Raw genomic sequence first — 26167 nt, forward strand, 5'->3', positions numbered from 1 at the left:
CGTCAACGAGAGGAGCTACCGATGGGCAGATGGTCCGCGGGCGTGATCCCCTACGCGGAGATGGGCTACTGGCGGCCCGACTACGTGCCGAAGGACAGCGACATCCTGGCGGCTTTCCGCATCACCCCCCAGCCGGGGGTGCCGCCGGAGGAGGCGGGAGCGGCGGTGGCCGGCGAGTCCTCCACCGCGACGTGGACGGTCGTGTGGACCGACCGGCTCACCTCGTACGAGAACTACCAGGCCAAGTGCTACAAGGTGGAGCCCGTCCCCGGCTCCGAAGACCAGTTCATCGCCTACATCGCCTACGACCTCGACCTGTTCGAGGAAGGCTCCATCGCGAACCTCACCTCCTCCATCATCGGCAACGTCTTCGGCTTCAAGGCCCTCAAGGCGCTGCGGCTGGAGGACATGCGCATCCCCACGCACTACGTGAAGACGTTCCAGGGGCCCGCGCACGGCATCGTCATGGAGCGCGAATACCTGGCGAAGTTCGGCCGCCCGCTGCTCGGCGCGACCGTCAAACCCAAGCTGGGGCTGAGCGCGCGCAACTACGGACGCGTCGTCTACGAGGCGCTCCGGGGCGGCCTGGACTTCACCAAGGACGACGAGAACATCAACTCCCAGCCGTTCATGCGCTGGCGCGACCGCTTCCTGTACTGCATGGAAGGCGTCACCAAGGCGCAGGCCGCCTCGGGTGAGATCAAAGGCCACTACCTGAACGTGACGGCCGGGACGATGGAGGACATGTACGAGCGGGCGGAATTTGCCAAGCAGCTCGGCAGCGTCGTCATCATGATCGACCTCACCATCGGGTACACGGCCATCCAGTCGATGGCCAAATGGGCGCGCGCCAACGGCGTACTGCTGCACCTGCACCGCGCGGGACACTCCACGTACACGCGGCAGAAGAGCCACGGCGTGAGCTTCCGCGTCATCGCCAAGTGGATGCGCCTGGCCGGAGTCGACCACCTCCACGCCGGAACGGTCGTCGGCAAGCTCGAAGGCGACCCGTACACCGTCGCCGGGTTCTACGACACGCTCCGCAAGGACAAGGTCGAGGCCGACCTGCGCAAGGGCCTGTACTTCGACCAGGAGTGGGCGTCCATGCCGGGCGTCATGCCCGTGGCGTCCGGCGGAATCCACGCGGGGCAGATGCACCAGCTCCTGCACTACCTCGACGAGGACGTCATCCTCCAGTTCGGCGGCGGCACCATCGGCCACCCGATGGGCATCGCGGCCGGCGCGGCGGCCAACCGCGTCGCCCTGGAAGCGATGATCAAGGCGCGCAACGAGGGCCGCGACTTCCTCCAGGAGGGCCCCGACATCCTGCGCGCCGCCGCCAAGCACAGCCGCGAACTCGACGTGGCGCTCGCGACCTGGGGTGACATCACCTTCACGTACGCGTCCACCGACACCCCCGACGTCCTGGAAACCCCGGTGGTGAGCTGATGAGGATCACGCAAGGCACCTTCTCCTACCTGCCCGACCTCACGGACGAGGAGATCACCCACCAGATCGCGTACGCGCTGGACAACGGCTGGCCCTGCTCGGTGGAGTACACCGACGACCCGCACCCCCGCAACAGCTACTGGGAAATGTGGGGGCTGCCGATGTTCGACCTGAAGGACCCCGCCGGGGTGCTGATGGAGCTGAACGAGTGCCGCCGCACCTTCCCGAACCACTACGTGCGGCTCAACGCCTACGACGCCCGTTACGGACGCCAGACGACGGCGCTGCAGTTCATCGTCCAGCGCCCCGCGAACGAGCCCGGATTCCGGCTCACCCGCGAGGAGGCCGCCGACCGCCAGGTCCGCTACACCATGCACGCCTACGCCACCGACCGCCCCGAGGGCGAGCGGTACTGAAGACGAGGAGTTCCGGCAGTGACTGCTTTCGGTATGCGCCCTCCCGCCCCTGGAGAAGAGTCACCGCCGGAACTCCTCTCCCCCGGCGCGGTCGTCGACCTGGCGCGCGAACGCGCCGAGTCCCGGGTCGACGAGGTCCTCGACGCCCTGGACACCGAGCTCGTCGGCCTCACCCCGGTCAAGGCGCGCGTCCGGCAGATCGCCGCGCTGCTGCTCGTCGACCGGGTGCGCGCCCGGTTCGGGCTGGAGGCGGCGCGGCCCAGCCTGCACATGTGCTTCACCGGCGGCCCCGGCACCGGCAAGACCACGGTGGCCGTCCGGCTGGCCGAACTGCTGCACCGCCTGGGCTACCTGCGCAAGGGCCACCTGGTCGCCGTCACCCGCGACGACCTCGTCGGCCAGTACGTCGGACACACCGCGCCCAAGACCAAGGAGGTCCTCAAGCGGGCGATGGGCGGCGTGCTGTTCATCGACGAGGCCTACTACCTGTACCGGGCGGAGAACGAGCGCGACTACGGCCAGGAGGCCATCGAGATCCTGCTGCAGGTGATGGAGAACCAGCGCGACGACGTGGTGGTCGTGCTCGCCGGATACGCCGACCGGATGGACTCCTTCTTCTCCTCCAACCCGGGGATGAGCTCCCGGATCGCCCACCACGTCGACTTCCCCGACTACACCGCCGCGGAACTGGAGGAGATCGGGCTGCTCATGCTGGGCCGCGAGGGATACGGCCTGGCCGAGGAGACCGGCCCGGTGTTCCGCTCCTACATCGAGCTGCGGCGCGCCCAGCCCCGGTTCGCCAACGCCCGCTCCATCCGCAACGCCATCGAACGGGCACGGCTGCGCCACGCCGCCCGGCTCATGGCCACCGCCCCGAAGGTCGACCTCGCCGCGGTGACGACGCTGCTGCCCGAGGACTTCCAGACCTCGCGCGTCTTCGCCGGGGGGTGAACGATTCCGCGGCTTTCCCTCTCCCGAAGAGAGAATGCGGTTAGCCTCCCGTCATGCGAGAGCTACCTGCGGCGGCGCGCTGCTATGTGATCGCGGTGATCGCGTGCGCGGGCGTGCTCCTGACGACGGCGCGCGAGGTGGACTGGGGCGTCTACGCCGTGCTGGCCACCCTCTTCCTGGTGTGCGACGCGATGTCCGCGCGGCTGTGGGTCAAGAGCGCCCGGGTCTCGATGAGCTACGCGGCGACGCTCGCCGCGGTGGTGCTGCTCGGGCCGGACGGCGCCGCGCTGGTCGGATTGTGCGCCCTGGCCAGCCCGCAGCGGGTCTCCGCGGTCAAACGCCTCTTCAACGCCGCGCAGTTCACGCTCTGCGGCTGGGTCACCGGCGTGGTCTTCCACTGGCTGCAGCCCTCCTACGGCGAGGTGCCGTTCGCCCGGCTGATCTGGCCGTTCGCGCTGGCCCTCCTGCTCTTCGTCGTGGTCAACCTGCTGCTCGTCGCCGGGGTGCTGCTGCTGGCCCAGGCCGCCACCGTGCGGGAGCTGCTGCGCGACGCCGGGCCGCTGAGCGCGGGCTGCCTGGGCTTCGGCTGCTTCGGGCTGCTCATCGCCGGCGGCTGGGAGACCCTCAACGTGGCGGCGCCCGTCCTGGTGCTGCTGCCGCTGTTCACCGCGACGTGGGCGATGGCCCAAGTCGCCGAGCAGAAGGCCGCGCAGGAGGCGACCCTCGCCGTCCTGTGCCAGGCGGTGGAGACCAAGGACCTCTACACCCGCGGCCACAGCGAACGGGTGTCGCGCGGCTCGGTCATGATCGCCGAGGACCTCGGCATCACCGGCGCCCGCCTGGAGGCCATCCGCTTCGCCGGGATGCTGCACGACGTCGGCAAGCTCGGCGTCTCCACCCGCGTCCTGCAGAAGGACGGCAGGCCCACCGACCTGGAGTTCGCCGAGATCCAGCTCCACCCCATGCGCGGCCTGGAGATCGTCGGCCAGATCGGCTTCCTGGAGGAGGCGCTCGGCGGCATCCTCCACCACCACGAGAAGCTCGACGGCAGCGGCTACCCCCTGGGCCTCGTCGGCTCCGAGATCCCCGAGTTCGCCCGCATCATCGGCGTCGCCGACACCTTCGACGCCATCACCTCCACCCGCTCCTACCGCCGCGCCAGCACCGTCGAGGCCGGCGCCGCCGAACTCCGCCGCTGCTCCGGCACCGAGTTCGACCCCCGCGTCGTCGACGCCTTCCTCCGCGCCCTGGAGACCAAGGGCTGGCAGCCCCCCGCCGACCCCCCGCCTCCCATGCCCCTGGCCGCCCCCGTCCCCACCGAGCTCCTCCGCGACCACGACGACCCGGCCCCCCACGACCCCTGACGCACGCGCGGAACCGTCGTACGCCCGCCGCCTGCGGAGCCGCCCGTACGCCCGTCGCGGGCGGAGGCACGGCGCGTGTCCACCGCCTGCGGGGCCGCTGCGGAGTGCCGTCGGGGGACGTCGCGTCCGTGGGGGCCGTGGCAGGATGACGGGATGGGCATCTCGCATGAATTGGAAGAAATCGGACGGGAGTTGCTTCCCGCGCAGCTGGCGCACCCGACGGTGCGCGGCATCGCCGACGGCACCCTCGACGAGCGGGTCTTCCGGTCATGGCTGGAGCAGGACCACCTCTACCTGCTCGACTACGTCCGCGTCTTCTCCCGGCTGGCGTGGCAGGCGCCCGACGCGCACCTCGGCGACCTCGTCGACCTGGCCCACTCCACGTTCCACGAGGAGCTGAGCCTGCACCGGAGCCTGGCCGCGGAGTTCGGCGCCGACCTGGACAACGCCGTCAAGGGCGCCCCCTGCACCGCCTACACCTCCTTCCTGCTGGAGGCCGCCGCCGACTACGCCGACGGCCTCGCCGCCCTCTACCCCTGCATGTGGGGCTACTCCGAGATCGGCCGCGCCCTCGCCGAGAACCCCCCGTCCGACCCCCGCTACAAGCGCTGGGTCGACTCCTACGCCGACCCCGCCTTCGCCGCCCTCGCCCGCCGCTGCGCGGTCATGCTCGACGAGGCCGCCCCCGACCCCGCCCGCGCCCGCGCCCTCTTCACCGAGGCCATGCACCACGAACTCGCCTTCTGGTCCGTGCCCTGACCCCGGCCCGGCGCACGGTCCCGGCCTCCGGAACCCCCGGCGCGGTGCCCGGCCGCTTCGGCGGCACGACCTGTCCTGTTCAGCGGGCCGTGGCCGTGAGAGGGGTGCCGAAGGTCCAGCCCCGGGCGAGGAGTTCGTCGACGGCGCGGACGGCGCGGGCGAGGCGGTCGGCGGGCGGGCCCTGGACGAGGAGGTGGGGGAGGTTCCGGGCGGTGAGTTCGGCGGCGAAGCGGTCGTGCATCGCGTGCCGGATCCGCTCGCCGTCGCGCCAGCCGTCCTGTTCGAAGGGCACGTCGCGGACGTCGGTGAGGATCCACAGGTCGTGGCGGGCCCTCGGGGGGACGGGCGGGACGCCGCCGAGGTAGCGCTCGTGCCACAGGGCGGTGGCGAACGCGTCGGTGTCGCACACCAGGAGCGGGGAGGAGACTCGGGCGGCGGCGTCCTCCCAGGCGAGCTGGCGGTCGGTGATGAGGGTGAACTCCGCCGAGGCCCACTCCAGCGCCTCCAGGCGGGCCGACGGGTCCTGCTGCCGCGCGGCGGCGAGTTTCTCCTCGCAGTACGTGCGGCCGTACTCCGGAACCCAGCGGGTGTCCGCCCAGACGCCGCCGCGGGCCGCGAAGGCGGCGGCGAGGTCGCGTGCGAGCGTGGTGGTGCCCGACGACTCCGCGCCGACCACGACGACCCGCCTCACCAGCGCGGCCCGCACCGCCGGAGACAGGAATCCCCAGTTCCCGGCGGGGTCGTCGCGGACGGCCGTGCCGCTCACGGGCAGCCGCTCCCGCCCCGGATCGACCGCGACGGCCGCCGCCCCGAACCTGCGGGCCAGCTCCTCCCCGTAGGCCTCGGAGCTGAAGACGGCGTCGATCTCCGGCTCGCGGCCCCAGTACTGCCGCAGCCCGTGCCGGAACACCTCCACGTGCCGCGCCCACACCTCGTCCGAGCCGTAGTCGATCTCGACGTCGTCGACGACCGGCGCGAAGTGCACCCGCGCCTGCGGATGCGCCTCCCGCAACCACGCCGTCCGGTCCGCGAGCGGGACGCTCTCCACGGTGGCGGCCGCCACCACGACCGTCACCCGCTCGCAGGCCTGCGCCGCCGTGTCGATGAGGTGGTGGTGCCCGGCGTGCGGCGGATAGAACTTCCCGATCACCAGCCCGTGCGCGTACCTCATGCCGCCACCGGCGAGCCCGCGCGCCCCGCCAGGTCCCGCCGCCAGGCCCGCAGCCCCGCGACGCACAGCCCGAGAAAGATCACATAGAGCGCTCCCGTCAGATACAGCCCCTTGTAAGCGTAGAGCGGCACGTAGATGAGATCGACGGTCATCCACAGCATCCACGACTCGACGAGCTTGCGGCACTGCCCGTATGTCGCCGCCAGCGACAGCGCCGTCGTCAGCGCGTCCCAGAACGGCACCGTCGACTCCGTGAAGGACACGAGCACCCACGTCATCACCGCGGTCGCCACGACGACCCCCGCCGCGACCCCGGCCCACTCCCCCCGCGAGGTCCGCTGCACCAGCCGCCCGGTCCGGTTCTCGCCCCCGTAGAGCCACACCCACCACCCGTACAGCCCGAGCACCACGTAGACGATCTGCAGCGAGGCGTCCGCGTACAGCCCGCTGTCCAGGAAGATCAGCCCCAGGACCACCACGTTGACGATCCCCACGCCCCAGTTGGCGATGTGCTGCCGCACCACCAGCCAGACCGTCAGCACCCCGGTGACGAACCCCAGCACCTCGCCCCAGGACGTGGGCGTCTCCCCCAGCGTGAACGCCGGCTCCAGCAACGGCCCGACCAGCTCGTGCAGCATCCACCCCTCCAAAACCGGAGGAGCGACGATAACAGCCCCGAATCTCCCAGTCCGTCCCCACTACCCCGTTTCGACCAAAGCCCGCTCCAGCCCCGCCAGCCGCGGCCCCTCCCGGCGGACCGAGACCCAGCCGTAAACGCCCAGGGCCACGAACCAGAGCCCCAGCAGCAAGAACCAGGGGCCGAGGACCAGGGCGTTCGCCACGGCCACCAGCAACAGAAACCCATAGGAGACCGGCAGAGCACGACGGCTCTTCCGCCCCTGTTCGAGGCGGTACGTGACCGAACTCCGCAGAACGGAGTGAACGGCCGGATCACCAGGCAGGTGACCGGTGCGCAGCGCCCGGACGACCGCGAGCCGAGCATGCCGGTCCAGTTCCGCAAAGCCCGTCTTCTTCCACACCCGGCGCTGCACCCCAGCCCGAAACTCCCGAGCCGGGCACCGCCGCTTCACGGCGGCAAGAGACGGAATCGGAGGCCTCTCCCCCGCCTGGCGAAGCCCCGGCCGGTCGTGGGAGCGGCCGGGGCGGGCGGGTCACAGCGGGATGTTGTTGTGGCGGCCTCGGGCCGGGATGGCTTCGGCTATGGCGCGGGCCAGGGCGGCGCGGGTGGCGGTCGGGGCGACGATCTCGTCGACGACGCCGAGGCCCATGGCGCGCGGGAGGCCGCCGGCGATCTCGGCGTGTTCGGCGGCGAGCCGCTGCTCGAGGGCGGGGCGCTCGGCTTCGGGGACGGCCGCGAGTTTCTTGCGGTGGAGGACGCGGACGGCGGCGAGGGCGCCCATGACGGCGATCTCGGCGGTGGGCCAGGCGAAGACCTTCGTGGCGCCGAGGGAGCGGGAGTTCATGGCGATGTAGGCGCCGCCGTAGGCCTTGCGGGTGACCAGGGTGACGCGGGGGACGGTGGCCTCGGCGAAGGCGTGGAGGAGCTTGGCACCGCGGCGGACGACGCCGCCGTGCTCCTGGCCGACGCCCGGGAGGTAGCCGGGGACGTCCACCAGGACGATCAGCGGCACGCCGAAGGCGTCGCACAGGCGGACGAAGCGGGAGCACTTCTCGGCCGAAGGGCTGTCCAGGCAGCCGCCGAGGCGCAGCGGGTTGTTGGCGATGATGCCGACGGTGCGGCCGCCGAGCCTGCCGAACGCGGTGACGATGTTCGGCGCCCACCTGGCCTGGAGTTCGACGACCTCGTCGTCGGCGATGCCCTGGACCAGCGGGTGGACGCTGTAGGCGCGGCGCACGTTCTCCGGGAGGATGCCCGAGAGGTCGCGCTCCTCGACCTCGTCGGGCCGGACATGGCCCTGGTGGCCGAGCAGGACGGCGAGCCCGCGCGCGGTCGCGATGGCGGACGTGTCGTCCGGAGTGGTGATGTGCGCGACGCCCGACTTCTTACCGTGGGCCTCCGACCCGCCGAGGCCCGCCATGTCGATCTGCTCGCCGGTGACCGATTTCACCACGTCCGGTCCGGTCACGAAGATCCGGCCGTTCTCCGAGAGGATGACGATGTCGGTCAGCGCCGGTCCGTAGGCGGCGCCTCCGGCGGCCGGGCCGAGCACCACCGAGATCTGCGGGATGACGCCCGAGGCCCGGGTCTGCCGGGCGAAGATCTGGCCGACGGCGTGCAGCGACTCCACGCCCTCGGCCAGCCGCGCGCCGCCGGAGTGCCACAGGCCGATGATCGGCAGCCGCTCGCGCATCGCCAGGTCGTAGGCGGCCACGACGGCCTGGCAGCCCTCCATGCCCATCGCCCCGCCCATGAACCGCGGGTCGCTGGCGAAGGCGACCACCGGCAGCCCCTCGATCCGCCCCCGGCCGGCGAGCTTGCCGCTCTCGCCTCCGCCGAAGAGGGGACGGAAGCTGCCCTCGTCGAAAAGCGACTCGAGCCGGACCCGCGGGTCGCGCAGGTCCGGCTCCACGACCTCCGCGGAGACGGTCTTCGCCGAAGTGTCAAGGACGGTCACGTGGACTCCTCAGGCTCTGGGATCTGTTTCGAAGTCACTGAAACAGTCCGGCCGGGTCGGTTTCGGCCCGGCCGGAGCTCCCTTACAGTCCTACAGGAGTGTCACATAGAGCAATAAGACCAATGCTTACAGTGGTCAAAGTTTTCGCGGTGGCCTTCGGGACCTGCTCTAAAGCGCCCGCTCGAACGCCAGGGTCACGTTGTGGCCGCCGAAGCCGAACGAGTTGTTGAGAGCCGCGGCCGGGCCGTCAGGCAGCTTGCGCGGCTCGCCCATGACGATGTCGAGATCGACCTGGTCGTCCAGGTTCTCCAGGTTCGCCACGGCCGGCACCAGGCCCTCCCGCAGCGACAGCACGGTGATCAGCGACTCCAGCGCGCCCGCGCCGCCCAGAAGGTGGCCGGTCATCGACTTGGTCGCGGTGATGTTGATCTTGCGGGCGTGCTCGCCGAGCGCGCCCTTGATGCCGTTGAGCTCGGCCACGTCGCCCAGCGGCGTGGACGTGCCGTGCGCGTTGATGTGGACGATCTGCTCGGGCTCGAGCCCGGCGTCCTTCAGGCAGCGCTGCATCGCCTTGGTGGCGCCGCGGCCGTCCTCGGGCGGCTGCACCATGTCGTGGCCGTCGGCGGAGTAGCCGACGCCCGAGGCGTAGGCGTGGATCCGGGCGCCGCGCGCCCGCGCGTACTCCTCGGACTCCAGGATCAGGACCGCCGAGCCCTCGCCGAGCACGAAGCCGTCGCGCGCCTTGTCGTAGGGGCGCGAGGCGAGCTCGGGGGCGTCGTTGCGGGTGGACATGGCGCGCATCGCGCCGAAGGAGGCCATCTGCAGCGGGTGGATGCACGCCTCGGTGCCGCCGGCGATGACGACGTCGGCGCGGCCGCTGCGGATCATGTCGATGGCGTAGCCGATGGCCTCGGCGCTGGAGGAGCAGGCGGAGACCAGCGCGTGGATGCCGGCGGTGGCGTTGAACTCCAGGCCCACGTGCGCGGCCGAGCCGTTGGGCATCAGCATCGGCACGGTGAACGGGGAGACGCGGCGCCAGCCCTTCTCGCGGAAGACGTCGTAGCTGTCGAGGGCGGAGTGCAGGCCGCCGATGCCCGAGGACAGCACGACGCCGAGGCGGTCGGGGTCCACGGTCTCGCCGGGGGTGTCCTTGTGCGCGTAGCCGGCGTGCTTCATCGCCTCGATGGCGGCGATCAGGGCGAACTGCTGGCAGCGGTCCATCCGGCGCATCTGGGGCTTGGCCAGCAGGCCGGTCTCGGCGGGCTCGACCGCGGCCTGTGCGGCGAACTGCACGGGGAACGCGTCGAGGTTGTCCCAGGGCAGGGTACGGATGCCGGACTTACCGGTCAGCAACCCGTCCCACGTCGACGCGACGTCGCCCCCCAGCGGGGTCGACGCGCCCAGACCGGTCACGACAACACGAGTCTTGCCCATTGCACTTGCTCCTCATTACCTGGGGGGTAGGTACTCCGCGACGCGCGGGCCTCTGCAGTGGCCCGCGCGTCGCAAGGGCCCCGGTTCCGGATACCGGGGCCTGGAAGAAGGTCAGGCCTTGGCGGCCAGGCCCTGGACGTAGTCCACGACGTCCTGGACGGTGCGCAGGTTCTTCAGCTCGTCGTCGGGGATCTCGACGCCGAACTTGTCCTGGGCGGCGACGGCGATCTCGACCATCGACAGGGAGTCGATGTCGAGGTCGTCGATGAAGTTCTTCTCGGGGGTGACGTCGGCGGCCGGGATGCCGACGATCTCCTCGACGATCTCGCCGAGGCCGTCGAGGATCGTCTGGGTGGTGACTTCAGCCATGCTCGGTTACTCCTGCATTAGTTTCGGATGTTGTGCCCAGACCCTAGGGGATCTGGATGACCTGGGCAGCGTAGGTCAGTCCTGCGCCGAACCCGATGATGAGGGCCGGTTCGCCCGAGGGTACGTCCCCGCGCTCGATCATGCGGGACAGCGCCATCGGGATGGACGCGGCCGAGGTGTTCCCGGCGTTGACGATGTCCTCGGCGATCACCGCGTTGGGTGCGTTCAGCTTCTTCGCTATGCCGCGGATGATCCGTAGGTTCGCCTGGTGTGGCACGAAGGCCGCCAGCTCCGACGGGGCGACACCGGCCCGTCGGCAGGCCTCCAGGGCCACCGGGTGCAGCGCGGTGGTCGCCCACCGGAAGACGGCCTGGCCGTCCTGGTGGAGGAAGGAGTTGCGGTCCTCCACCTTGATCTTGTCGGCGTTCTCGCCGTCGCTCCCCCACACCACCGGGCCGATCTCCGGCACGTCCGAGCCGGTCACCACCGCGGCGCCCGCGCCGTCGGCGAAGATGATGCAGGTGGTGCGGTCGGTCCAGTCGATCCAGGGGGAGAACTTCTCCGCGCCGACCACCAGGACGTTGCGGGCCGAACCGGCCCGGATCGCGTCGCTGGCGGCCGACAGGGCGTAGGCGAAGCCCGCGCAGGCGGCGTTCACGTCGAACGCGCCGGGCGCCTTGATGCCCAGCCGGTAGGCCACCGTCGCCGAGGCGTTGGGCACCTGGGTCTCGGCCGTGCAGGTGGCCACGACCACCAGGTCGATGTCGTCGGGCGACAGGCCGCTGGCCGCCAGGGCCTTGCCGCCCGCGGCGACCGCGAGGTCCTCCATGGACTCGTCGGCCGAGGCCAGGCGCCGCTCGGCGATGCCCACCCGGGAGCGGATCCACTCGTCGTTGGTCTCCACCCCGCGGGCCGCCAGGTCGTCGTTGGTGACGACGTTGTCGGGCTGGTAGTGGCCGAAGGCCAGGATGCGGGCGCCGGGGCGCCCTGCCGTGAGCCGAATGCTCATGCCGTCAGCTCCCGTGCCTTCTCCAGGTCCTCAGGGGTCTTCAAGCCGACCAGCCGCACGCCCTTGAGCTCCCGGCGGGCCAGGCCCACCAGGGTGCCGGACGGGGCCAGCTCGATCATCGCGGTGACGCCCAGCTCGGCGAACGCGCCCATGCACAGGTCCCAGCGGACCGGGGCGCTGACCTGGCCGACGAGCCGGCGCAGGAACTCCGCGCCGGAGTCGACGACCGCGCCGTCCCGGTTGGACACCAGCCTGACCCGCGGGTCCTGCGGCTCGACCGAGGCCGCGGCGGCGTCCAGGGCGGCGACGGCGGGAGCCATGTGCTCGGTGTGGAAGGCTCCCGCGACGGCCAGGGGGCGCAGCCGCGCCTTGGCCGGGGGCTCCTCGGCGAACTCCGCCAGCTGCGCCAGCGTGCCCGCGGCGACGATCTGGCCCGCGCCGTTGATGTTGGCGGGGGTGAGCCCGTGCTTGTCGATCGCGGCGAGCACGTCGTCGGTGTCTCCGCCGAGGACGGCCGTCATGCCGGTCTCGGTGACCGCGGCGGCCTCGGCCATGCCCCGGCCGCGCACCGCGACCAGGCGCATCGCGTCCTCGGGCGTGAGCACGCCGGCCATCGCGGCGGCGCCGAGCTCGCCGACGCTGTGCCCGGCGACCGCGCCGGGGGTGACCCCGAGCGCCTCGAACGTCACCAGCGCGGCGGCGACCAGCAGCGGCTGGGCGACGGCGGTGTCCTTGATCTCGTCCGCGTCCGCGGTCGTCCCGTAGCGGATCAGGTCCAGGCCGGCGAGGTCGGACCAGGCGGTGAGCCGGTCGCGCACGCCGGGGACCTCGAGCCACGGGGCGAGGAAGCCGGGAGTCTGGGCGCCTTGGCCGGGAGCTGTGATGAGAAGCACGGTCTAACCATGCCGCCCGCGCACCCGTCCGAGGCATGCCGAGAGGGACGAAGTTTGATCGCTCCCCTTTGTAGGACTCTCACAACAGCCGCGCGCCCCGCCCGCCGCCCGGGCGCGTCGCCTCACGCCGAACGGGGCCGCTCGGCGAACCTTCCCAGCACCAGGGCGATGCGGAGGGTGAAGGCGCCCCGGCCGTCCGTGGGCGGCAGCCCCGTCAGTTCCGAGACCCGCCGCAGCCGGTAGCGCACGGTGTTGGGGTGCACGTACAGCAGGCGTGCGGTGGCCTCCAGCGAGGAGCCCTGCTCCAGGTAGGTGGTGAGGGTGTCCAGCAGCGGCGCCCCCGCCGCCTGGATGGGGCCGTAGACCTCGCTCACCAGGTACTCGCGGGCGACGGCGTCGCCGTCCAGGGCGCGTTCGGGCAGCAGCTCGGCGGCCAGGACGGGGCGGGGCGCGTCGGGCCAGCCCACCGCGGAGCGCAGCCCGGCCAGCGCGGCGCGGGCCGAGGCGGTGGCGCCGTACAGGTCGGGCGCCTCCGGGCCGACGACCACCGGGCCGGGGCCGAACTTGGCGGACAGCAGCTGGGCCGCGGCCAGCGGGTCCTCCGCCCCGCCGGCGATGACGATCAGCCGGTGCCCCTGCACCCCGGACAGGACGTCCACGCGCAGCCGCCGCGCCGACAGGCGGATCTGGTCGGCGATCGCCTCCGGGTCCTCCTCGGGGGCGTGGCCGGCCAGCACGAAGACCGGCTTGGTGGTCCAGCCGAGCGCCGCGGCCCAGGAGTGCAGCCCGTCGTCGCCGTCGCCGCGCAGCAGCGAGTCGACGACCAGCGCCTCGAGGCGGGCGTCCCAGGCCCCTCTGGTCTCGGCGGCGCGCGCGTACACCTGGGCGGCGCTGAAGGCGACCTCGCGGGTGTAGCGCAGGATCGCCTCGCGCAGCTGCGCCTCGCCGCCGGGGGCGGCCAGGTCGTGCAGCCGCGTCTCCACCACCTCGCTGATCACCCGGACCATGTCCACGGTGTGCTGCAGCCGGATGGTGCGCATCATCTCGCGCGGCGCGGTGGCGAAGACCTCGCCGCCGAGCGCGACCCTGGTCTTCTCCCCGTTGCGGAACCAGTCGACGAACGCGGCGATGGACGTCTGGGCGACCAGGCCGATCCAGGAGCGCTGCTCGGCGGGCATGCGCCGAAACCACGGCAGGCGTTCCTCCATCCGCGCCAGCGCGGCGGTGCCGAAGGTGCTCAGCGCGGTCTCCAGGCGCCGGGTCGTCTGCTCGCGCAGGTCCCGGTTCCCGCCCTCGGCGTCGTTGCTCACGGAACAAGAGTGCCATCCCCGGCCCATGCCCGGAACATCCCGCCGCGCCCGGACGTCGGGTGTCGCCTTCTCGGGCCGTCTTCACAGAGCCCCCATCCGGTCAAGGGAGGGTCAATTCTTCATCAGCCCCTGTCACCGAACACACAGGGATGGTGACGCTCCGCCATCGTGGTGAAGCGCGTTCGAGAAGGGAACGGAATGGAACGGCCGATCTTCGTCGTGGGGTGTCCCCGTTCGGGCACCACCCTCCTGCAGCTGATGCTGCACGCCCATCCGCGGATCGCCATCCCGCCCGAGACCCGCTTCCTGCTGCCCGCCTACTACCGGCGCGCGCACTTCGGCGACCTGCGCCTCCGCGCCAACCGGCGCGCGCTCGGCGAGTGGATCACCGGCACCCGCGGCCACAAGTTCCCCGACCTGGGCCTGGACACCGCCGAGACGGTGCGGCGGATCGAGGAGGCGCCGCCCACCCTGGGCTCGGCGCTGGGCACCGTCCTGCGGGAGTACGCGCGGCGGCACGGCAAGCAGCGCTGGGGCGACAAGCGGCCCGCCTACATCCAGTACCTGCCCGAGCTCTTCCGGCTCTTCCCCGACGCCCAGGTGGTGCACCTCATCCGCGACGGACGGGACTGCGTCGGCTCGCTCAAGGGCATGAAGTGGTGGGAGCACGACAGCCACCACGCCGTCGTCACCTGGGCCAACGCCATCGACGCCGGGCACGAGGCGGCCCGCCACTGCCCCGACGGCTCCTACTACGCGCTGCAGTACGAGCACCTCGTCGCCGACCCGGCCCCGCAGCTCTCGGCCCTGTGCGAGTTCCTGGGCGAGCGCTACGACCCGGCCATGCTCCACCCGGAGGCCGTCGCCTCGGTGAACCCCCGGCGCAAGAAGCACCACGCCAGGACGCACAAGGACGTGGACTCCGCGGCGGTGCGCGCCTGGGAGGAGCGGCTGGAGCCGTGGGAGGTGCAGCTGTGCGAGTACGTCCTGGGCGACCGGCTGCGCGCCTACGGCTACGAGCTGACGGGCCTGGGACGCCCGCCCGCCGCCGTCCTCGCCCGGTACGCGCGCACCCGCGCCTGGCGCAAGCAGGCGGCGCTGCGGCGCGGCTTCCGGGACGGCTGGCACCGGATCGTGTCCGACGACGACCTGGCCTGCCACCTCGGCGGCAGCGGCCAGGACCTCCAGCCCGCGCCCTGACCGGGATCCCACGGCACGGGAAAGGGGCCGGTGACCGCCTGGCGGTCACCGGCCCCTCGCGTTCTGCAGGCCCGCGTACCGCGGGCCCCGTGTCCCGCGGACCCTACGGCCTCTGCGCCCTCTGGCGAGGGCACGCGGCGCGAGCCCTCGGCGCGCCGGGCCCGCGTGGTGCCGCGGGCCCGCGGAGCGCGTTCTCAGGCGGCCCCGCCGGACTCCTCCGGGGCGTTCGCGCCGGAGACGGCGGCGACGCCCTGGTCGAGGCCGTAGCGGGTGAGGGCCTGCTGCAGGACCTCGTGCTTGACCTCACCGCGGCGCACCAGGCTGGTGAGCACCGCCATCACGATGGACTGGGTGTCCACGTGGAAGAAGCGGCGGGCGGCGGCGCGGGTGTCGGAGAAGCCGAACCCGTCGGTGCCCAGCGAGGTGTAGTCGCCCGGCACCCACGGCGCGATCTGGTCCTGGACCGCGCGCATGAAGTCGCTGACCGCCACGATCGGCCCCTGGACGTCCGCGAGGCGGCGCGTCACGTACGGGACCATCTGCTCCTTCTCGGGGTTGAGCAGGTTGAACTCGTCGCAGTTCATGGCCTCCCGGCGCAGCTCCGTCCAGGAGGTCGCCGACCAGACGTCGGCCGAGACGCCCCACTCCTCGGCCAGGATCCGCTGCGCCTCCACGGCCCAGGGCCCGGCCACGCCGGAGGCGAGGATCTGGGCGCGCGGGGCGTCCTCCTCCAGGGCGGGCCCGTCGGAGAACTTGTACAGGCCCTTGAGCAGGCCCTTGACGTCCAGGTCCGCCGGCTCGGCGGGCTGGGTGTAGGGCTCGTTGTAGACGGTGAGGTAGTAGAAGATGTTCTCGGCCTCGGGCCCGTACATCCGCCGCAGCGCGTCCTTGACGATGTAGGAGAGCTCGAAGGCCCAGGAGGCGTCGTAGGCCACGCAGGCGGGGTTGGTGGACGCCAGCAGCGGGGAGTGCCCGTCGGCGTGCTGCAGCCCCTCACCGGTGAGCGTGGTGCGCCCGGCGGTGGCCCCCAGCAGGAAGCCGCGGCCCATCTGGTCGCCCAGCGCCCACATCTGGTCGCCGGTCCGCTGGAACCCGAACATCGAGTAGAAGATGTAGATCGGGATCATGTGCTCGCCGTGCGTGGCGTAGGAGGTGCCCGAGGCGATCATGGAGGCCATGGAGCCGGCCTCGGTGATGCCCTCGTGCAGGATCTGGCCCTGCTCGGACTCCTTGTAGCTGAGCATGAGCTTGCGGTCGGCGGCCTCGTACGTCTGCCCGTGCGGCGAGTAGATCTTCGCCGTCGGGAACATGGCGTCCATGCCGAAGGTGCGCGCCTCGTCGGGGACGATCGGCGTGAAGCGGTGGCCGATCTCCTTGTCCTTCATGAGGTCCTTGAGCAGGCGCACGAAGGCCATCGTGGTGGCGACCTTCTGCTTGCCCGAGCCCTTGCGCAGCTCCTGGTAGGCCTCGTCGCCGGGCAGCTTCAGCGCCTTGGCGCGGGTGACCCGCTTGGGCAGGAAGCCGCCCAGGGCCGCGCGGCGCTCGCGCATGTACTGGATCTCCTCCGACCCCTCGCCCGGGTGGTAGTAGGGCGGCAGGTCGGCCTCCAGGGCCGAGTCCGGGATCTCCAGGAAGAGCCGGTCGCGGAACTCCTTGAGCTCGTTCTTGGAGAGCTTCTTCATCTGGTGGCTGGACATGCGGGCCTCGAAGTCCGGCCCCAGCGTCCAGCCCTTGATGGTGTGGGCCAGGATCACGGTCGGCTGGCCGGTGTGCTCGCGGGCGGCCTTGAACGCCGCGTACAGCTTGCGGTAGTCGTGGCCGCCGCGGGAGAGCTTGGTGAGGTCGTCGTCGCTCAGGTGCTCGACGATCTTGCGCAGCCGGGGGTCGTCGCCGAAGAAGTGCTCGCGGACGTAGGAGCCCGGCTCGACGGAGAAGGTCTGCATCTGGCCGTCGGGCATGGTGTTCATCTTGTTGACCAGCACGCCGTCGACGTCCTTGGCCAGCAGCGGGTCCCAGTCGCGGCCCCAGATGACCTTGATGACGTTCCAGCCGGCGCCGCGGAAGAACGACTCCAGCTCCTGGATGATCTTGCCGTTGCCGCGCACCGGGCCGTCGAGCCGCTGCAGGTTGCAGTTGATCACGAAGGTGAGGTTGTCGAGCTCCTCGCGCGCGGCCAGGCCGATGGCGCCGAGCGACTCGGGCTCGTCCATCTCGCCGTCGCCCAGGAAGGCCCACACGTGCGAGCGCGAGGTGTCCTTGATCTCGCGGGACAGCAGGTAGCGGTTGAAGCGCGCCTGGTAGATCGAGTCGATGGCGGCCAGGCCCATCGAGACGGTGGGGAACTCCCAGAAGTCCGGCATGAGCCGGGGGTGGGGGTAGGACGACAGGCCGCCGCCGGCGTGGGAGACCTCCTGGCGGAAGCCGTCCAGCTGGCTCTCGCTCAGCCGCCCCTCCAGGAAGGCGCGGGCGTAGATGCCGGGCGTGGCGTGGCCCTGGATGAAGACCTGGTCGCCGGACTCGCCGTGGTCCTTGCCGCGGAAGAAGTGGTTGAAGCCCACCTCGTACAGGGAGGCCGCCGAGGCGTAGGTGGCGATGTGGCCGCCGACGCTCAGCTCGGGCCGGTTGGCGCGGGAGACCATGATCGCCGCGTTCCACCGGATGTAGGCGCGGATGCGCCGCTCGATGTGCTCGTCGCCGGGGAACCAGGGCTCCCTCTCCGGCGGGATGGTGTTGATGTAGTCGGTGCTGCGCAGGCCGGGCACCCCGACCTGCTGCTCGCGGGCTCGCTCCAGCAGGCGGAGCATCACGTAGCGGGCTCTGGTACGGCCCTCGGTCTTGATGACCGTGTCCAGTGATTCGAGCCACTCCCGGGTTTCCTCGGGGTTGATGTCCGGGAGCTGGCTCGGCAGGCCGTCGCTAATGATCGAGAAGCGTTGGCGTCCGGAAGGCACTGGGGTCCCCTTGTCACGCGCGGTGTCTCATCGGCTGTTTGCCGATGCTCTTCTTCCATCCTGCTCCCCAACGGGCACGATCGCATCTCTACCGCTGAGTAACAAATTGCAGGTCACAGGCGCATTCCTGTGCCCTCCACACTCTCACACCTGGGGGAACGCCCGCCCCGGGCGGCGCGCGCGAGCCCCCTCTCCGGACCCCGGCGTCGACCGGAATGGTCCAGACCTGTGATGATCCTCTCATGAAGAGCACGGTCATCCCCGTCTCGACGGGCAGCCGGGAGGCGGTCCACGACCTCACGCCGCACTGCGCCGATTTCGTGGCGGGCGAGGGGGACGGGCTCCTGCACGTCTTCGTCCCGCACGCCACCGCCGGCTTGGCGATCATCGAACTGGGGGCGGGCAGCGACCGCGACCTCCTGAACGCCCTGCGGGACCTGCTCCCGGCCGACGACCGCTGGGTCCACGCGCACGGATCCCGTGGACACGGGCGCTCCCACGTGCTTCCGGCGATCATCCCGCCCTATGCTTCGGTGCCCGTCCTGGACGGCCGGCTCGCCCTGGGCACCTGGCAGTCGATCGCCCTGGTCGACCTCAACCTCGACAATCCCGACAGGCAGGTGCGGTTGTCCTTCCTGCGGGGAACGTGAAAGGCATGTGAGACGTGCCGCGGACCATGCGGATGGGGCACGGGCACTTGCGCAGGGGGCCGTCCTTTGTGTGGACTGTCCCGCAATACCTCGGGGTACGCCGGAAAGACAGTACGGTGCATTCCATGAAGACGACACAGGGAGGACGTCAGTGAGCGCGACCGCGGGCCAGGCGCAGACGGAGCGCGGCCTGGCCGAACGGCTCGGCTTCAAAGCGGGCCAGGTGGTGCAGGAGCTCGGCTGGGACGAGGACGTGTCCGAGGAGCTGCGGGCCTCGATCGAGACGGTCACCGGCAACGAGCTGGTGGACGAGGACTACGAGGACTACGCCGACGTCGTGCTGCTGTGGTGGCGCGAGGACGACGGCGATCTGGTCGACGGCCTGGTCGACGCCCTCACGTCGATCACCGGCGGCGGGCACATCTGGCTGCTGACCCCCAAGGCCGGGCGCGAGGGCCATGTGGAACCGAGCGACATCGGCGAGGCCGCCCCGACCGCCGGGCTCTCCCAGACGAGCAGCGTCAGCGCCGCGCCCGAGTGGTCGGGCACCCGGCTGGTCGCGCCCAAGGGCCGCAAGTAACCGCGCCCGCGGCGCGGGGCCGCACCCCGCCGGGTGGCAGACTGGGCACTCGCGAGGTTTCCAGTCTCCTCCGGAAGGGAATAGGACATGGCCGTTGAGGTGGGCGCCAAGGCTCCCGACTTCGAACTGAAGGACCAGCACGGCACGCCCGTCAAGCTGTCGGACTTCGCGGGGAAGAAGGACGTCGTCCTGGTCTTCTACCCGCTGGCCTTCAGCGGGATCTGCACCGGAGAGCTGTGCGCGATCCGCGACGAGCTGCCCACGCTCGGCGGGGAGGACGTCCAGGTCCTGGCGGTCTCCGTCGACTCCGTGTTCGCCCTGCGCGCCTGGACGGAGCAGGAGAAGTACCAGTTCCCGCTGCTGTCGGACTTCTGGCCGCACGGCGGCGTGGCCCAGGCCTACGGCGTCTTCGACGCCGAGAAGGGCCTGGCCCGGCGCGGCACCTTCATCATCGACAAGGCGGGCGTCGTCCGCTGGAAGGTGGACAACGCCATCCCCGAGGCCCGCGACCTCGAGGCGTACCGCGCGGCACTGGCCGAGCTCTCCTGAGCCGGCGCGACTGAGGCCGGCCCCCCTGGCGGGGGGCCGGCCTTCGCGTCTCCGGGCGCCCTTCGATCGGGCGATTCTCTCCTTTTTCACCTGAAGATCACCTCCCGTTCTCCTCCGCCGCCGGGGCCGCGGCGTCTGAGTGGTCATGAGAAAAGCGCTCACCACGGCTCTGGCCGCCCTGCTCCTGGCGGGCGACTGCTCCCCCGGCCCCTCCGAGGGCCGCGACACGCTGCGGATCCTGGCGGGCAGCGAACTGGCCGACCTCGCGCCGATCCTGCGGGAGGCGCGCGAGGAGACCGGGGTGTCCGTCGAGCTCGACTACACGGGCACCATCGAGGGCGTCGACCAGGTGGCCTCGGGCGAGGCCTCCCGCGGCCACGACGCGGTCTGGTTCTCCGCCAACCGCTACCTGGAGCTGCACCGGAACGTGCGGATCGGCGCCGCCGCCCCGATCATGTCCTCGCCGGTGGTGCTGGGCGTGCGGCCCGAGGCCGCCCGGCGGCTCGGCTGGGACGCCGCCCGCCCCACCTGGAAGCAGATCGCCGAGGCCGCCGCCCGGCGCGAGTTCACCTACGGCATGACCGACCCGGCCTCGTCCAACTCGGGTTTCTCCGCGCTGGTCGGGGTGTCCATCGCGCTCAACGGCGGCAGCGACCTCGACCCCGCCGGGATCGAGAGGATCTCCGGAGACCTCCGGAGGTTCTTCTCCGCCCAGCTGCTCACCGCCGGCTCCTCCGGGTGGTTGTCGGACTCCTTCGTCCGCAACGGCGCCGAGGTCGACGGACTGGTGAACTACGAGTCGGTGCTGCGTTCGCTCAACGCCTCGGGACAGCTCGCCGAACCGCTCACCCTCGTCTACCCCGCCGACGGCGTCGCGACCGCCGACTACCCGCTCACCCTGCTGGGGTCGGCGTCGCCGGAGGCGCGGGAGAAGTACGACGAGCTCACCGCCTACCTGCTCAGGCCTGAAGTGCAGCAGCGGATCGCCCAGGTCACCCACCGCCGCCCGGCGGCCGAGACCGCCGAGCTGAAGGAGCTGCCGTTCCCCGGCTCGCTGGACACCGTCGACCGGCTGGTCGCGGCGTTCTTCGACCGGTTGCGGCGGCCGTCCCGCACCGTCTACGTGCTGGACCTGTCGGGCTCCATGCGCGGCGGCCGGCTGGACGACCTGAAGGCGGCGCTGGTCTCCCTGACCGGCGCCGACGAGGGCTTCCGGCGCTTCTACAACCGCGAGGAGGTCACGATGCTGCCGTTCAGCAGCAAGCCGCGGGAAGCCCGGCGCTTCACGGTGCCCGACACCGATCCCGCGCCCGTCCTCCAGCAGATCCGGCGGTTCGCCGAGGGGCTGACCGCGGGCGGCGGCACCGCGATCTACGACAGCCTCACCGCGGCCTACGCGGCGACGAGGCAGCAGGTCGCCGACGACCCCGACCGGTTCACCTCGATCGTCCTGATGACGGACGGGGAGAACACCCAGGGCCTGGACTACTCCGCTTTCGTGTCCCGCCACCGTGCCGGTGCGGCGGTCCCCGGCGTACCGGTCTTCCCCGTGCTGTTCGGCGAGGCCGAGGAGGAGGAGATGAACGAGCTCGCCGAGCTCACCGGCGGCCGGGCGTTCGACGCGCGCGAGCAGTCGCTCCAGACGGTCTTCAGAGAGATCCGCGGCTACCAGTAGCCGATGCGACACAATGTGAGGCTGCCGACACCTCACGTAAGGGGAGCCGTTGAACATCGTGGTGACCGGCGGAGCGGGTTTCATCGGCGCGCACCTGTGCCGTGCCCTGGCCGCCCGCGGGGACAGGGTGACCGCGTACGACGACCTGACCGGCGGCTTCCCGGTCAGCCTCGCCGGAACGAGCACCTCGCTGGTGGCCGGGTCGACGGCGGACCGGGAACTGCTCGGCGAGACCGTCGCCGTGGCCGACGCGATCGTCCACCTGGCGTCGCTGCCGTCGGTGCCCCGCGCCGCGGAGGACCCGGTGACGGCCCACGAGGTGAACGTCACGGGCACGCTGAACGTGCTGGAGGCGGCGCGGCACTGCGGGGCGCACGTCGTCCTCGCGGGGTCGGCGGCCGTCTACGGCGAGCAGGACGCCGCGGCGCACGAGGACCTCCCGGCCCGCCCGCTCGGCCCGTACGGTGCGAGCGAGCTGGCGGCGGAGGCGTACGCGCTGGCGTACGGCCACAGCTTCGGCGTGCCGGTCCTGCCGTTCCGCGTCTTCAACGTCTACGGCCCGCTCCAGACGGCCGGACGCGCCTACAGCGCGGTCGTCCCGGCGTTCATCGACGCCGCGCTGCGGGGGAGGCCGCTGCACGTGCACGGCGACGGCCGCCAGGTACGCGACTTCACCCATGTGAGCGCGGTCGTGGCGGCGATCCGCGACGCGCTCGACCGCCAGGTCACCAGCCCGGCCCCCGTCAACCTCGCCCTGGGCGCCGCCGCCACCCCGCTGCGGCTGGTCGCCCTGCTCGAGTCCCTGTTGGACCGCCCCCTGGAGGTCGTCCACACCCAGCCCCGCCGCGGCGACCAGCGCGTCTGCCTGGCCGACCCCGCCCGCTTCCGCGCCCTCTTCCCCTCCCTCGCCCCCGTCCCCCTCGAGGAGGGCCTCGCCGACACCCTCGCCTGGTTCGGCTCCGAAGAGCCCCTCCCCGTCTGAGCCGCCCGACACCCGAAAGAGTTCCGCCCTCCGGCGGGGTCCGGAGGGCGGAAGGTCGAAGGCGTCGGCGGGTCGGGCGGGTTCCGGGCGGGGCGCACCGTCAGACGGCGGCGTGCAGCCAGCGGACGGGGGCGCCGTCCCCGGCCCGGCGGAACGGTTCGAGCTCGTGGTCCCAGGGGGTGCCCAGCAACCGGTCGATCTCGTGTTCCAGGGTGGTCTTGCCGGAGGCGGCGTTGGCCATCACGTGCCGCAGCCTGTCCTCGGGGATCATGATGTCGCCGTTGGCGCCGATCGTGGCGGAGAACACCCCCAGCGTCGGGGTGAAGCAGTAGCGGATGCCGTCCGCGCCGGGCGACGCCTCCTCGGTGACCTCGAATCTCGCCAGTTTCCAGGCGCGCAGCGACGAAGTGAGGGCGGCGGCGATGCCGGGCTTGCCCTCCCAGCACAATTCGGCCCGCTGGCTGCCGGGAGCAGCGGGCTGATCGGTCCACACCAGCTTGACGGGCACGCCAAGCACACCCGCGGCCGCCCACTCGATATGCGGGCACAGCGCAGGTGGCGCGGAGTGGACGTAGAACACACCACGTACGGTCACTCGGTCCTCCTGGTAGTGCTGGTCGAGGCGCGTCTTCCCCTACGGCCTCTCGCCAACGCTCTCAGTCGGTCCGTGCGCCCCTCATTGTGCCCGATGGGCACCCTCCGCACCAGCGTCATTGACGAACAGAAACGTCCTGGCGACGGTGTGCGACCTGTCCGTCCTGCGGCGAAGGCCGTGACCTCGCTCATGAAACGAAAGCGTGCCCCCTCATCCAGGCGTCCATTCCGACGGTCGGACGGCCTCCGCCCGCGTCTCCCATGAAGATCCACGAACGGCGCTCCTCACAAGTTCCCCGACCGCGGCGGCGGCGTGCCCGCGGATCCCGCCGGGACCGCGGTCCGGTCCCGCCGGACCCGGCGATGGAATCCCCAAGCGACGCCCTGCTCCCCCTTGGCCATGGCCAAGATCCTATGTGTTCGGCGCGACCCGCGGTCCGAGGGTGCGGACGCACGCGCACACTGGGCCCATGTCCGATCGAGGTGCCCGCCTGGAGCGGCTGCTGGCCCGCCACCGGGACGCCCGGCTCGCCGCGCCGGGCATCCTGCTGCGGCGCGACCAGCTACTGGTCGCCGACCGCGACCTGCCCCGCGTGGAGGAGCTGCTGCGCCGCTGGTGGGACTCCCGCGAGGAGGGTCCCGGCGTGACGCGGCTGCGGCTCGCCCCGGCGGCGGGCGTCGACGTGTGCGAGGTGAGCCTGCTGGCCCGCGCGCAGGGGCTGGCCGTGGGGCCCAACCACCTGGTCCGCGGGCAGCCGATGTGGTGGGCCGGGCCCGCCGACCGGCCCCGGCCCGCGCGCGCCCTCCCGCTGCCCGCGTGCGGTCCCGTCCGGCGCGACGCGACCGTCGCCGTCCTGGACACGGGACTCGATCCGCACCCCTGGTACGACGCCGCCGACTGGTTCGCCGGGCAGCGCGGCCTCGTCGCCGAGGCGCTGGACGCCGACCTGGACCACGCGCTCGACGCGCAGGCGGGGCACGGCACGTTCGTCGCGGGCGTGGTGCTGCAGCACGCGCCGTCCGCGCGGCTCCTGGCGCGGCGGGTCATCGGCGGCGACGGCGTCGGCGACGAGCTCACCCTCATCCGCGCGCTGCGCGGGCTCGGCCGGGTGGACGTGGTGAACGTCTCCCTGGGCTGCCACACCTTCGACGACCGCCCCTCTCCCCTGATGGAGCAGGCGGTGGCGTCGCTCGGACCGGACACCGTCGTGGTGGCCTGCGCGGGCAACGCCGCCTCCGACCGTCCGTTCTGGCCCGCGGCGCTGCCCGGCGTCATCGGGGTGGCCGCGCTGGACGGGTCGGAGCGCGCCTGGTTCAGCAACCACGGGCCATGGGTGGACGCCTGCGCGCCGGGCGTCGCCGTCCACAGCAGTTTCGTGCGGTTCGGGAAGTTCGACGGCTACGCGCTCTGGTCGGGCACCTCGTTCGCGGCGCCCGCCGTGGCGGGGGCGGTCGCGGCGCGCGTCACCGCCGGAAGCGACGGCCCCGCGGCCGCCGCGGCCGTCCTGGCGTCCGGCCCGGCGCGGCACGGACTGGGGACGATCATCGCGATCCGATAACTCTGCGCTTCTTCTCGCTCACTTTTCGTGCACGCGCCCCTAGCGTCTGCGCAAGCGGCACGCGGGGCACGGGAGGGCACGAGGTGAGAAGTGAGGTCGACGTCACCGCCGGGGAGCTGGTGGTGCGCGCGAGGGAGGGGAACGCCGCGGCCTGGAACGCGCTGGTCGAGCGGTACACGCCGATGCTCTGGTCGGTCGCGCGCTCCCGCGGCCTGGCCGGCCCCGCCGCCGAGGACGCCGTCCAGGCGACCTGGCTGCGGCTGGTCCAGCGGATCGACACCCTCTGGGAGCCCGAGAGCGTGGGCGGCTGGCTGGCCACCGTCTGCCGCAACGAGTGCCACGCCCTCTTCGACGCCCCCTTCGCCCCGCCGCCGCGGCCGCCCGGGGACGACGCCGACCCCGCCCCCGGCCCCGAGATCCGCTCGGTCGACCGCGACCGCCTGGAGCGGCTGGCCGCCGCGCTGCGCGCGATGCCCGAACGCTGCCGCACGCTGCTGCGGATGCTGGCCTCGTCCGCCACCTACACCGAGGTCTCGGCCGCGCTGGACCTGCCCGTGGGCAGCGTCGGCCCGATCCGCGCCCGGTGCCTGAGACGTTTGCGGGGTTCCCTCGATGAATGAGGCGAATGAAGTGGATGAACTGCTGCAGGAGCTGCGGCGCGCGTTCGAGCTGCTCGATCCGCCGCCGCCCACGCTGCTCGACGCCGCCCGCGCCGCGTTCGCCTTCCGCGACCCGGACGCCGCGCTGGCCGAGCTGACCCGCGACTCCACTCCGGCCGGGGCGGGGCTGCGCGGCACGTCACGGCTGCTCACCTTCGCCGGCGAGGACGTCACGGTGGAGCTCCAGGTCTCCCCCTCCGGTCACCTCCGGGTGATCACCGGGCGGCTGACCCCGGCGCGGCCCGCCACCCTGTGCGTGCGCCACAGCCGCGGCGAGACGCGCGCCCGGGTGGACGGGAGCGGGCACTTCGTCGCCGACGGCATCCCCTGCGGACAGGTGATGCTGCACTTCACCCTGCCCGACGCCACCACCGTCGTCACCAGCTGGAGCCGGCTGTGATCGACGCCCTGCTCGCCGACGCGCTGGCGGCCAAGGAGTCCGGCGAGCTCGCCCGCGGCCTGGCCGTCCTGGACCGGGCGCTGGAGCTGAGCGGTGACGACGCGCGCGGCGCCGCCCGGACGCGGGCCACCATGATCACGCTGCTCACCGCCCAGGGCCGCACCGCGCAGGCGCTGCGCATGGCCGAGCTGGCCGAACCCCACCTGGCGGGCGCCGACCTGGAGCGGCTGCGGATCAACCGCAGCTACGCCCTGGCCAGCCAGGGGCGGCTGGACCGGCCCGCGCAGCCGCGCCAGGGGGATCCGGCCGCCCGCGCCGGACGGCTGATCGCCAACGGACTGACCCACGCCTACGCCGGCCGGTTCGAGGCGGCCGGCAGCGCCCTGCACGCCGCCTCGGCCATCGCCGCCCGGCACGGCTCGCGCGTCCTGGAGCTGATGGTCTGCAACAACCTGGCGTTCCTGGCCGCGCGCCGCGGCGACCTTCCGTGGGCGCTGGGCCTGTTCGCCGAGATCGAGCCGGAGCTGGGCGGCGAACGCCGCACCCAGTGCCGGCTGGACCGGGCCGAGGCGCTGCTCGCCGCGGGGCTCGCCGGCGACGCGCGCGAGCGGCTCGTCGGTTCGGCCGTCACCGCGGCCGCCGCGGC

General features: G+C 72.2%; 25 protein-coding genes and 1 pseudogene. 15 read left to right on the forward strand and 11 right to left on the reverse strand.

From position 1 onward, the window contains the following. Window positions 1-21 precede the first annotated feature (21 nt). The 5 genes from ABD140_RS36155 (at window position 22) to ABD140_RS36175 (ending at window position 4939) form a co-directional block, all read left to right on the forward strand. Window positions 22-1449 carry a form I ribulose bisphosphate carboxylase large subunit gene (locus tag ABD140_RS36155; RefSeq protein WP_344246834.1) on the forward strand — a complete coding sequence of 476 codons (1428 nt, stop codon included), beginning with the start codon at window positions 22-24 and terminating at the stop codon, window positions 1447-1449. After that, window positions 1449-1865 (forward strand): ribulose bisphosphate carboxylase small subunit, encoded by a 417-nt coding sequence (locus ABD140_RS36160; protein ID WP_344246836.1) that lies wholly within the window; start codon window positions 1449-1451, stop codon window positions 1863-1865. The genes ABD140_RS36155 and ABD140_RS36160 overlap by 1 nt, the downstream gene beginning before the upstream one ends. Window positions 1866-1883: 18 nt before the next feature. Next, the gene (gene cbbX, locus ABD140_RS36165; RefSeq protein ID WP_344246838.1) at window positions 1884-2816 is read left to right on the forward strand and encodes a CbbX protein; all 933 of its coding nucleotides are present in this window, start codon (window positions 1884-1886) and stop codon (window positions 2814-2816) included. Between the two features lie 53 nt (window positions 2817-2869). Beyond that, entirely contained in the window at window positions 2870-4180 is a 1311-nt protein-coding gene (locus ABD140_RS36170; RefSeq protein WP_344246840.1) for an HD-GYP domain-containing protein, read from the forward strand. Window positions 4181-4333: 153 nt separating this feature from the next. Next, a complete protein-coding gene (locus ABD140_RS36175) occupies window positions 4334-4939 on the forward strand; it encodes a TenA family protein (protein ID WP_344246842.1) in 606 nt (201 codons plus the stop codon). 79 nt (window positions 4940-5018) lie between these two features. Here the strand turns inward: ABD140_RS36175 and ABD140_RS36180 are convergent, their stop codons facing one another. From ABD140_RS36180 to ABD140_RS36220, 9 genes are all read right to left on the reverse strand, one after another. Then, on the reverse strand, window positions 5019-6110 hold the full coding sequence (locus ABD140_RS36180) for an AAA family ATPase (protein WP_344246844.1): 1092 nt from the start codon (window positions 6108-6110) through the stop codon (window positions 5019-5021). Continuing rightward, entirely contained in the window at window positions 6107-6748 is a 642-nt protein-coding gene (gene pnuC / locus ABD140_RS36185; RefSeq protein WP_344246846.1) for a nicotinamide riboside transporter PnuC, read from the reverse strand. Before pnuC ends, ABD140_RS36180 begins: the two co-directional genes overlap by 4 nt. A 60-nt stretch (window positions 6749-6808) precedes the next feature. Beyond that, window positions 6809-7150, reverse strand: a complete 342-nt coding sequence (locus ABD140_RS36190) for a hypothetical protein (protein WP_344246848.1) — start codon at window positions 7148-7150, stop codon at window positions 6809-6811. 132 nt (window positions 7151-7282) lie between these two features. Next, complete coding sequence (locus ABD140_RS36195; protein WP_344246850.1) at window positions 7283-8707, reverse strand: acyl-CoA carboxylase subunit beta; 1425 nt, start codon at window positions 8705-8707, stop codon at window positions 7283-7285. A 168-nt stretch (window positions 8708-8875) separates the two neighbouring features. Next, window positions 8876-10141, reverse strand: coding sequence for a beta-ketoacyl-[acyl-carrier-protein] synthase family protein (locus tag ABD140_RS36200; protein WP_344246852.1), 1266 nt, complete (start codon window positions 10139-10141; stop codon window positions 8876-8878). Window positions 10142-10252: 111 nt separating this feature from the next. After that, a complete protein-coding gene (locus ABD140_RS36205; protein WP_344246854.1) occupies window positions 10253-10510 on the reverse strand; it encodes an acyl carrier protein in 258 nt (85 codons plus the stop codon). Window positions 10511-10553: 43 nt separating this feature from the next. After that, window positions 10554-11519 carry a beta-ketoacyl-ACP synthase III gene (locus ABD140_RS36210; protein WP_344246856.1) on the reverse strand — a complete coding sequence of 322 codons (966 nt, stop codon included), beginning with the start codon at window positions 11517-11519 and terminating at the stop codon, window positions 10554-10556. Then, the gene (locus ABD140_RS36215) at window positions 11516-12412 is read right to left on the reverse strand and encodes an ACP S-malonyltransferase (RefSeq protein WP_344246858.1); all 897 of its coding nucleotides are present in this window, start codon (window positions 12410-12412) and stop codon (window positions 11516-11518) included. The genes ABD140_RS36210 and ABD140_RS36215 overlap by 4 nt, the downstream gene beginning before the upstream one ends. A 122-nt stretch (window positions 12413-12534) precedes the next feature. Beyond that, window positions 12535-13722, reverse strand: a complete 1188-nt coding sequence (locus tag ABD140_RS36220) for a PucR family transcriptional regulator (protein ID WP_344246860.1) — start codon at window positions 13720-13722, stop codon at window positions 12535-12537. 198 nt (window positions 13723-13920) lie between these two features. Here ABD140_RS36220 and ABD140_RS36225 point away from each other — a divergent pair, with 198 nt between their 5' ends. Beyond that, window positions 13921-14922 carry a sulfotransferase family protein gene (locus ABD140_RS36225; RefSeq protein ID WP_344246862.1) on the forward strand — a complete coding sequence of 334 codons (1002 nt, stop codon included), beginning with the start codon at window positions 13921-13923 and terminating at the stop codon, window positions 14920-14922. Window positions 14923-15116: 194 nt separating this feature from the next. Here the strand turns inward: ABD140_RS36225 and aceE are convergent, their stop codons facing one another. Then, window positions 15117-17873 (reverse strand): pyruvate dehydrogenase (acetyl-transferring), homodimeric type, encoded by a 2757-nt coding sequence (gene aceE, locus ABD140_RS36230; protein ID WP_344246864.1) that lies wholly within the window; start codon window positions 17871-17873, stop codon window positions 15117-15119. Window positions 17874-18115: 242 nt separating this feature from the next. Between aceE and ABD140_RS36235 the strand changes: the two genes are divergently transcribed. The 5 genes from ABD140_RS36235 to ABD140_RS36255 all read left to right on the forward strand — a co-directional run bounded on the left by ABD140_RS36235 (window position 18116) and on the right by ABD140_RS36255 (window position 22309). Beyond that, entirely contained in the window at window positions 18116-18523 is a 408-nt protein-coding gene (locus tag ABD140_RS36235; RefSeq protein ID WP_344246866.1) for a YjbQ family protein, read from the forward strand. A gap of 151 nt (window positions 18524-18674) precedes the next feature. Then, window positions 18675-19103, forward strand: coding sequence for a DUF3052 domain-containing protein (locus ABD140_RS36240; protein ID WP_344246868.1), 429 nt, complete (start codon window positions 18675-18677; stop codon window positions 19101-19103). 87 nt (window positions 19104-19190) lie between these two features. Continuing rightward, the gene (locus ABD140_RS36245) at window positions 19191-19652 is read left to right on the forward strand and encodes a peroxiredoxin (RefSeq protein ID WP_344246870.1); all 462 of its coding nucleotides are present in this window, start codon (window positions 19191-19193) and stop codon (window positions 19650-19652) included. A 145-nt stretch (window positions 19653-19797) separates the two neighbouring features. After that, window positions 19798-21327 carry a VWA domain-containing protein gene (locus ABD140_RS36250; RefSeq protein WP_344246872.1) on the forward strand — a complete coding sequence of 510 codons (1530 nt, stop codon included), beginning with the start codon at window positions 19798-19800 and terminating at the stop codon, window positions 21325-21327. 58 nt (window positions 21328-21385) lie between these two features. Then, window positions 21386-22309 (forward strand): NAD-dependent epimerase/dehydratase family protein, encoded by a 924-nt coding sequence (locus ABD140_RS36255; RefSeq protein ID WP_344246884.1) that lies wholly within the window; start codon window positions 21386-21388, stop codon window positions 22307-22309. Window positions 22310-22409: 100 nt separating this feature from the next. On the opposite strand, the gene ABD140_RS36260 is transcribed toward ABD140_RS36255, so the two are convergent. Then, a complete protein-coding gene (locus ABD140_RS36260; protein ID WP_344246874.1) occupies window positions 22410-22904 on the reverse strand; it encodes a DUF3145 domain-containing protein in 495 nt (164 codons plus the stop codon). Window positions 22905-23373: 469 nt separating this feature from the next. Between ABD140_RS36260 and ABD140_RS36265 the strand changes: the two genes are divergently transcribed. The 4 genes and pseudogenes from ABD140_RS36265 to ABD140_RS36280 form a co-directional block, all read left to right on the forward strand. Then, a complete protein-coding gene (locus ABD140_RS36265) occupies window positions 23374-24462 on the forward strand; it encodes a S8 family peptidase (protein WP_344246876.1) in 1089 nt (362 codons plus the stop codon). An 83-nt stretch (window positions 24463-24545) separates the two neighbouring features. Further along, a complete protein-coding gene (locus ABD140_RS36270; protein ID WP_344246878.1) occupies window positions 24546-25082 on the forward strand; it encodes an RNA polymerase sigma factor in 537 nt (178 codons plus the stop codon). 10 nt (window positions 25083-25092) lie between these two features. Further along, complete coding sequence (locus tag ABD140_RS36275) at window positions 25093-25521, forward strand: hypothetical protein (protein WP_344246880.1); 429 nt, start codon at window positions 25093-25095, stop codon at window positions 25519-25521. Further along, window positions 25518-26167 (forward strand): annotated as a pseudogene (locus tag ABD140_RS36280) (hypothetical protein); the annotation flags it as partial. The gene ABD140_RS36275 and the pseudogene ABD140_RS36280, both read left to right, overlap by 4 nt.

Origin of the sequence: Actinocorallia libanotica (genome assembly GCF_039525175.1) — a bacterium.
Lineage (GTDB): Bacteria > Actinomycetota > Actinomycetes > Streptosporangiales > Streptosporangiaceae > Actinocorallia > Actinocorallia libanotica.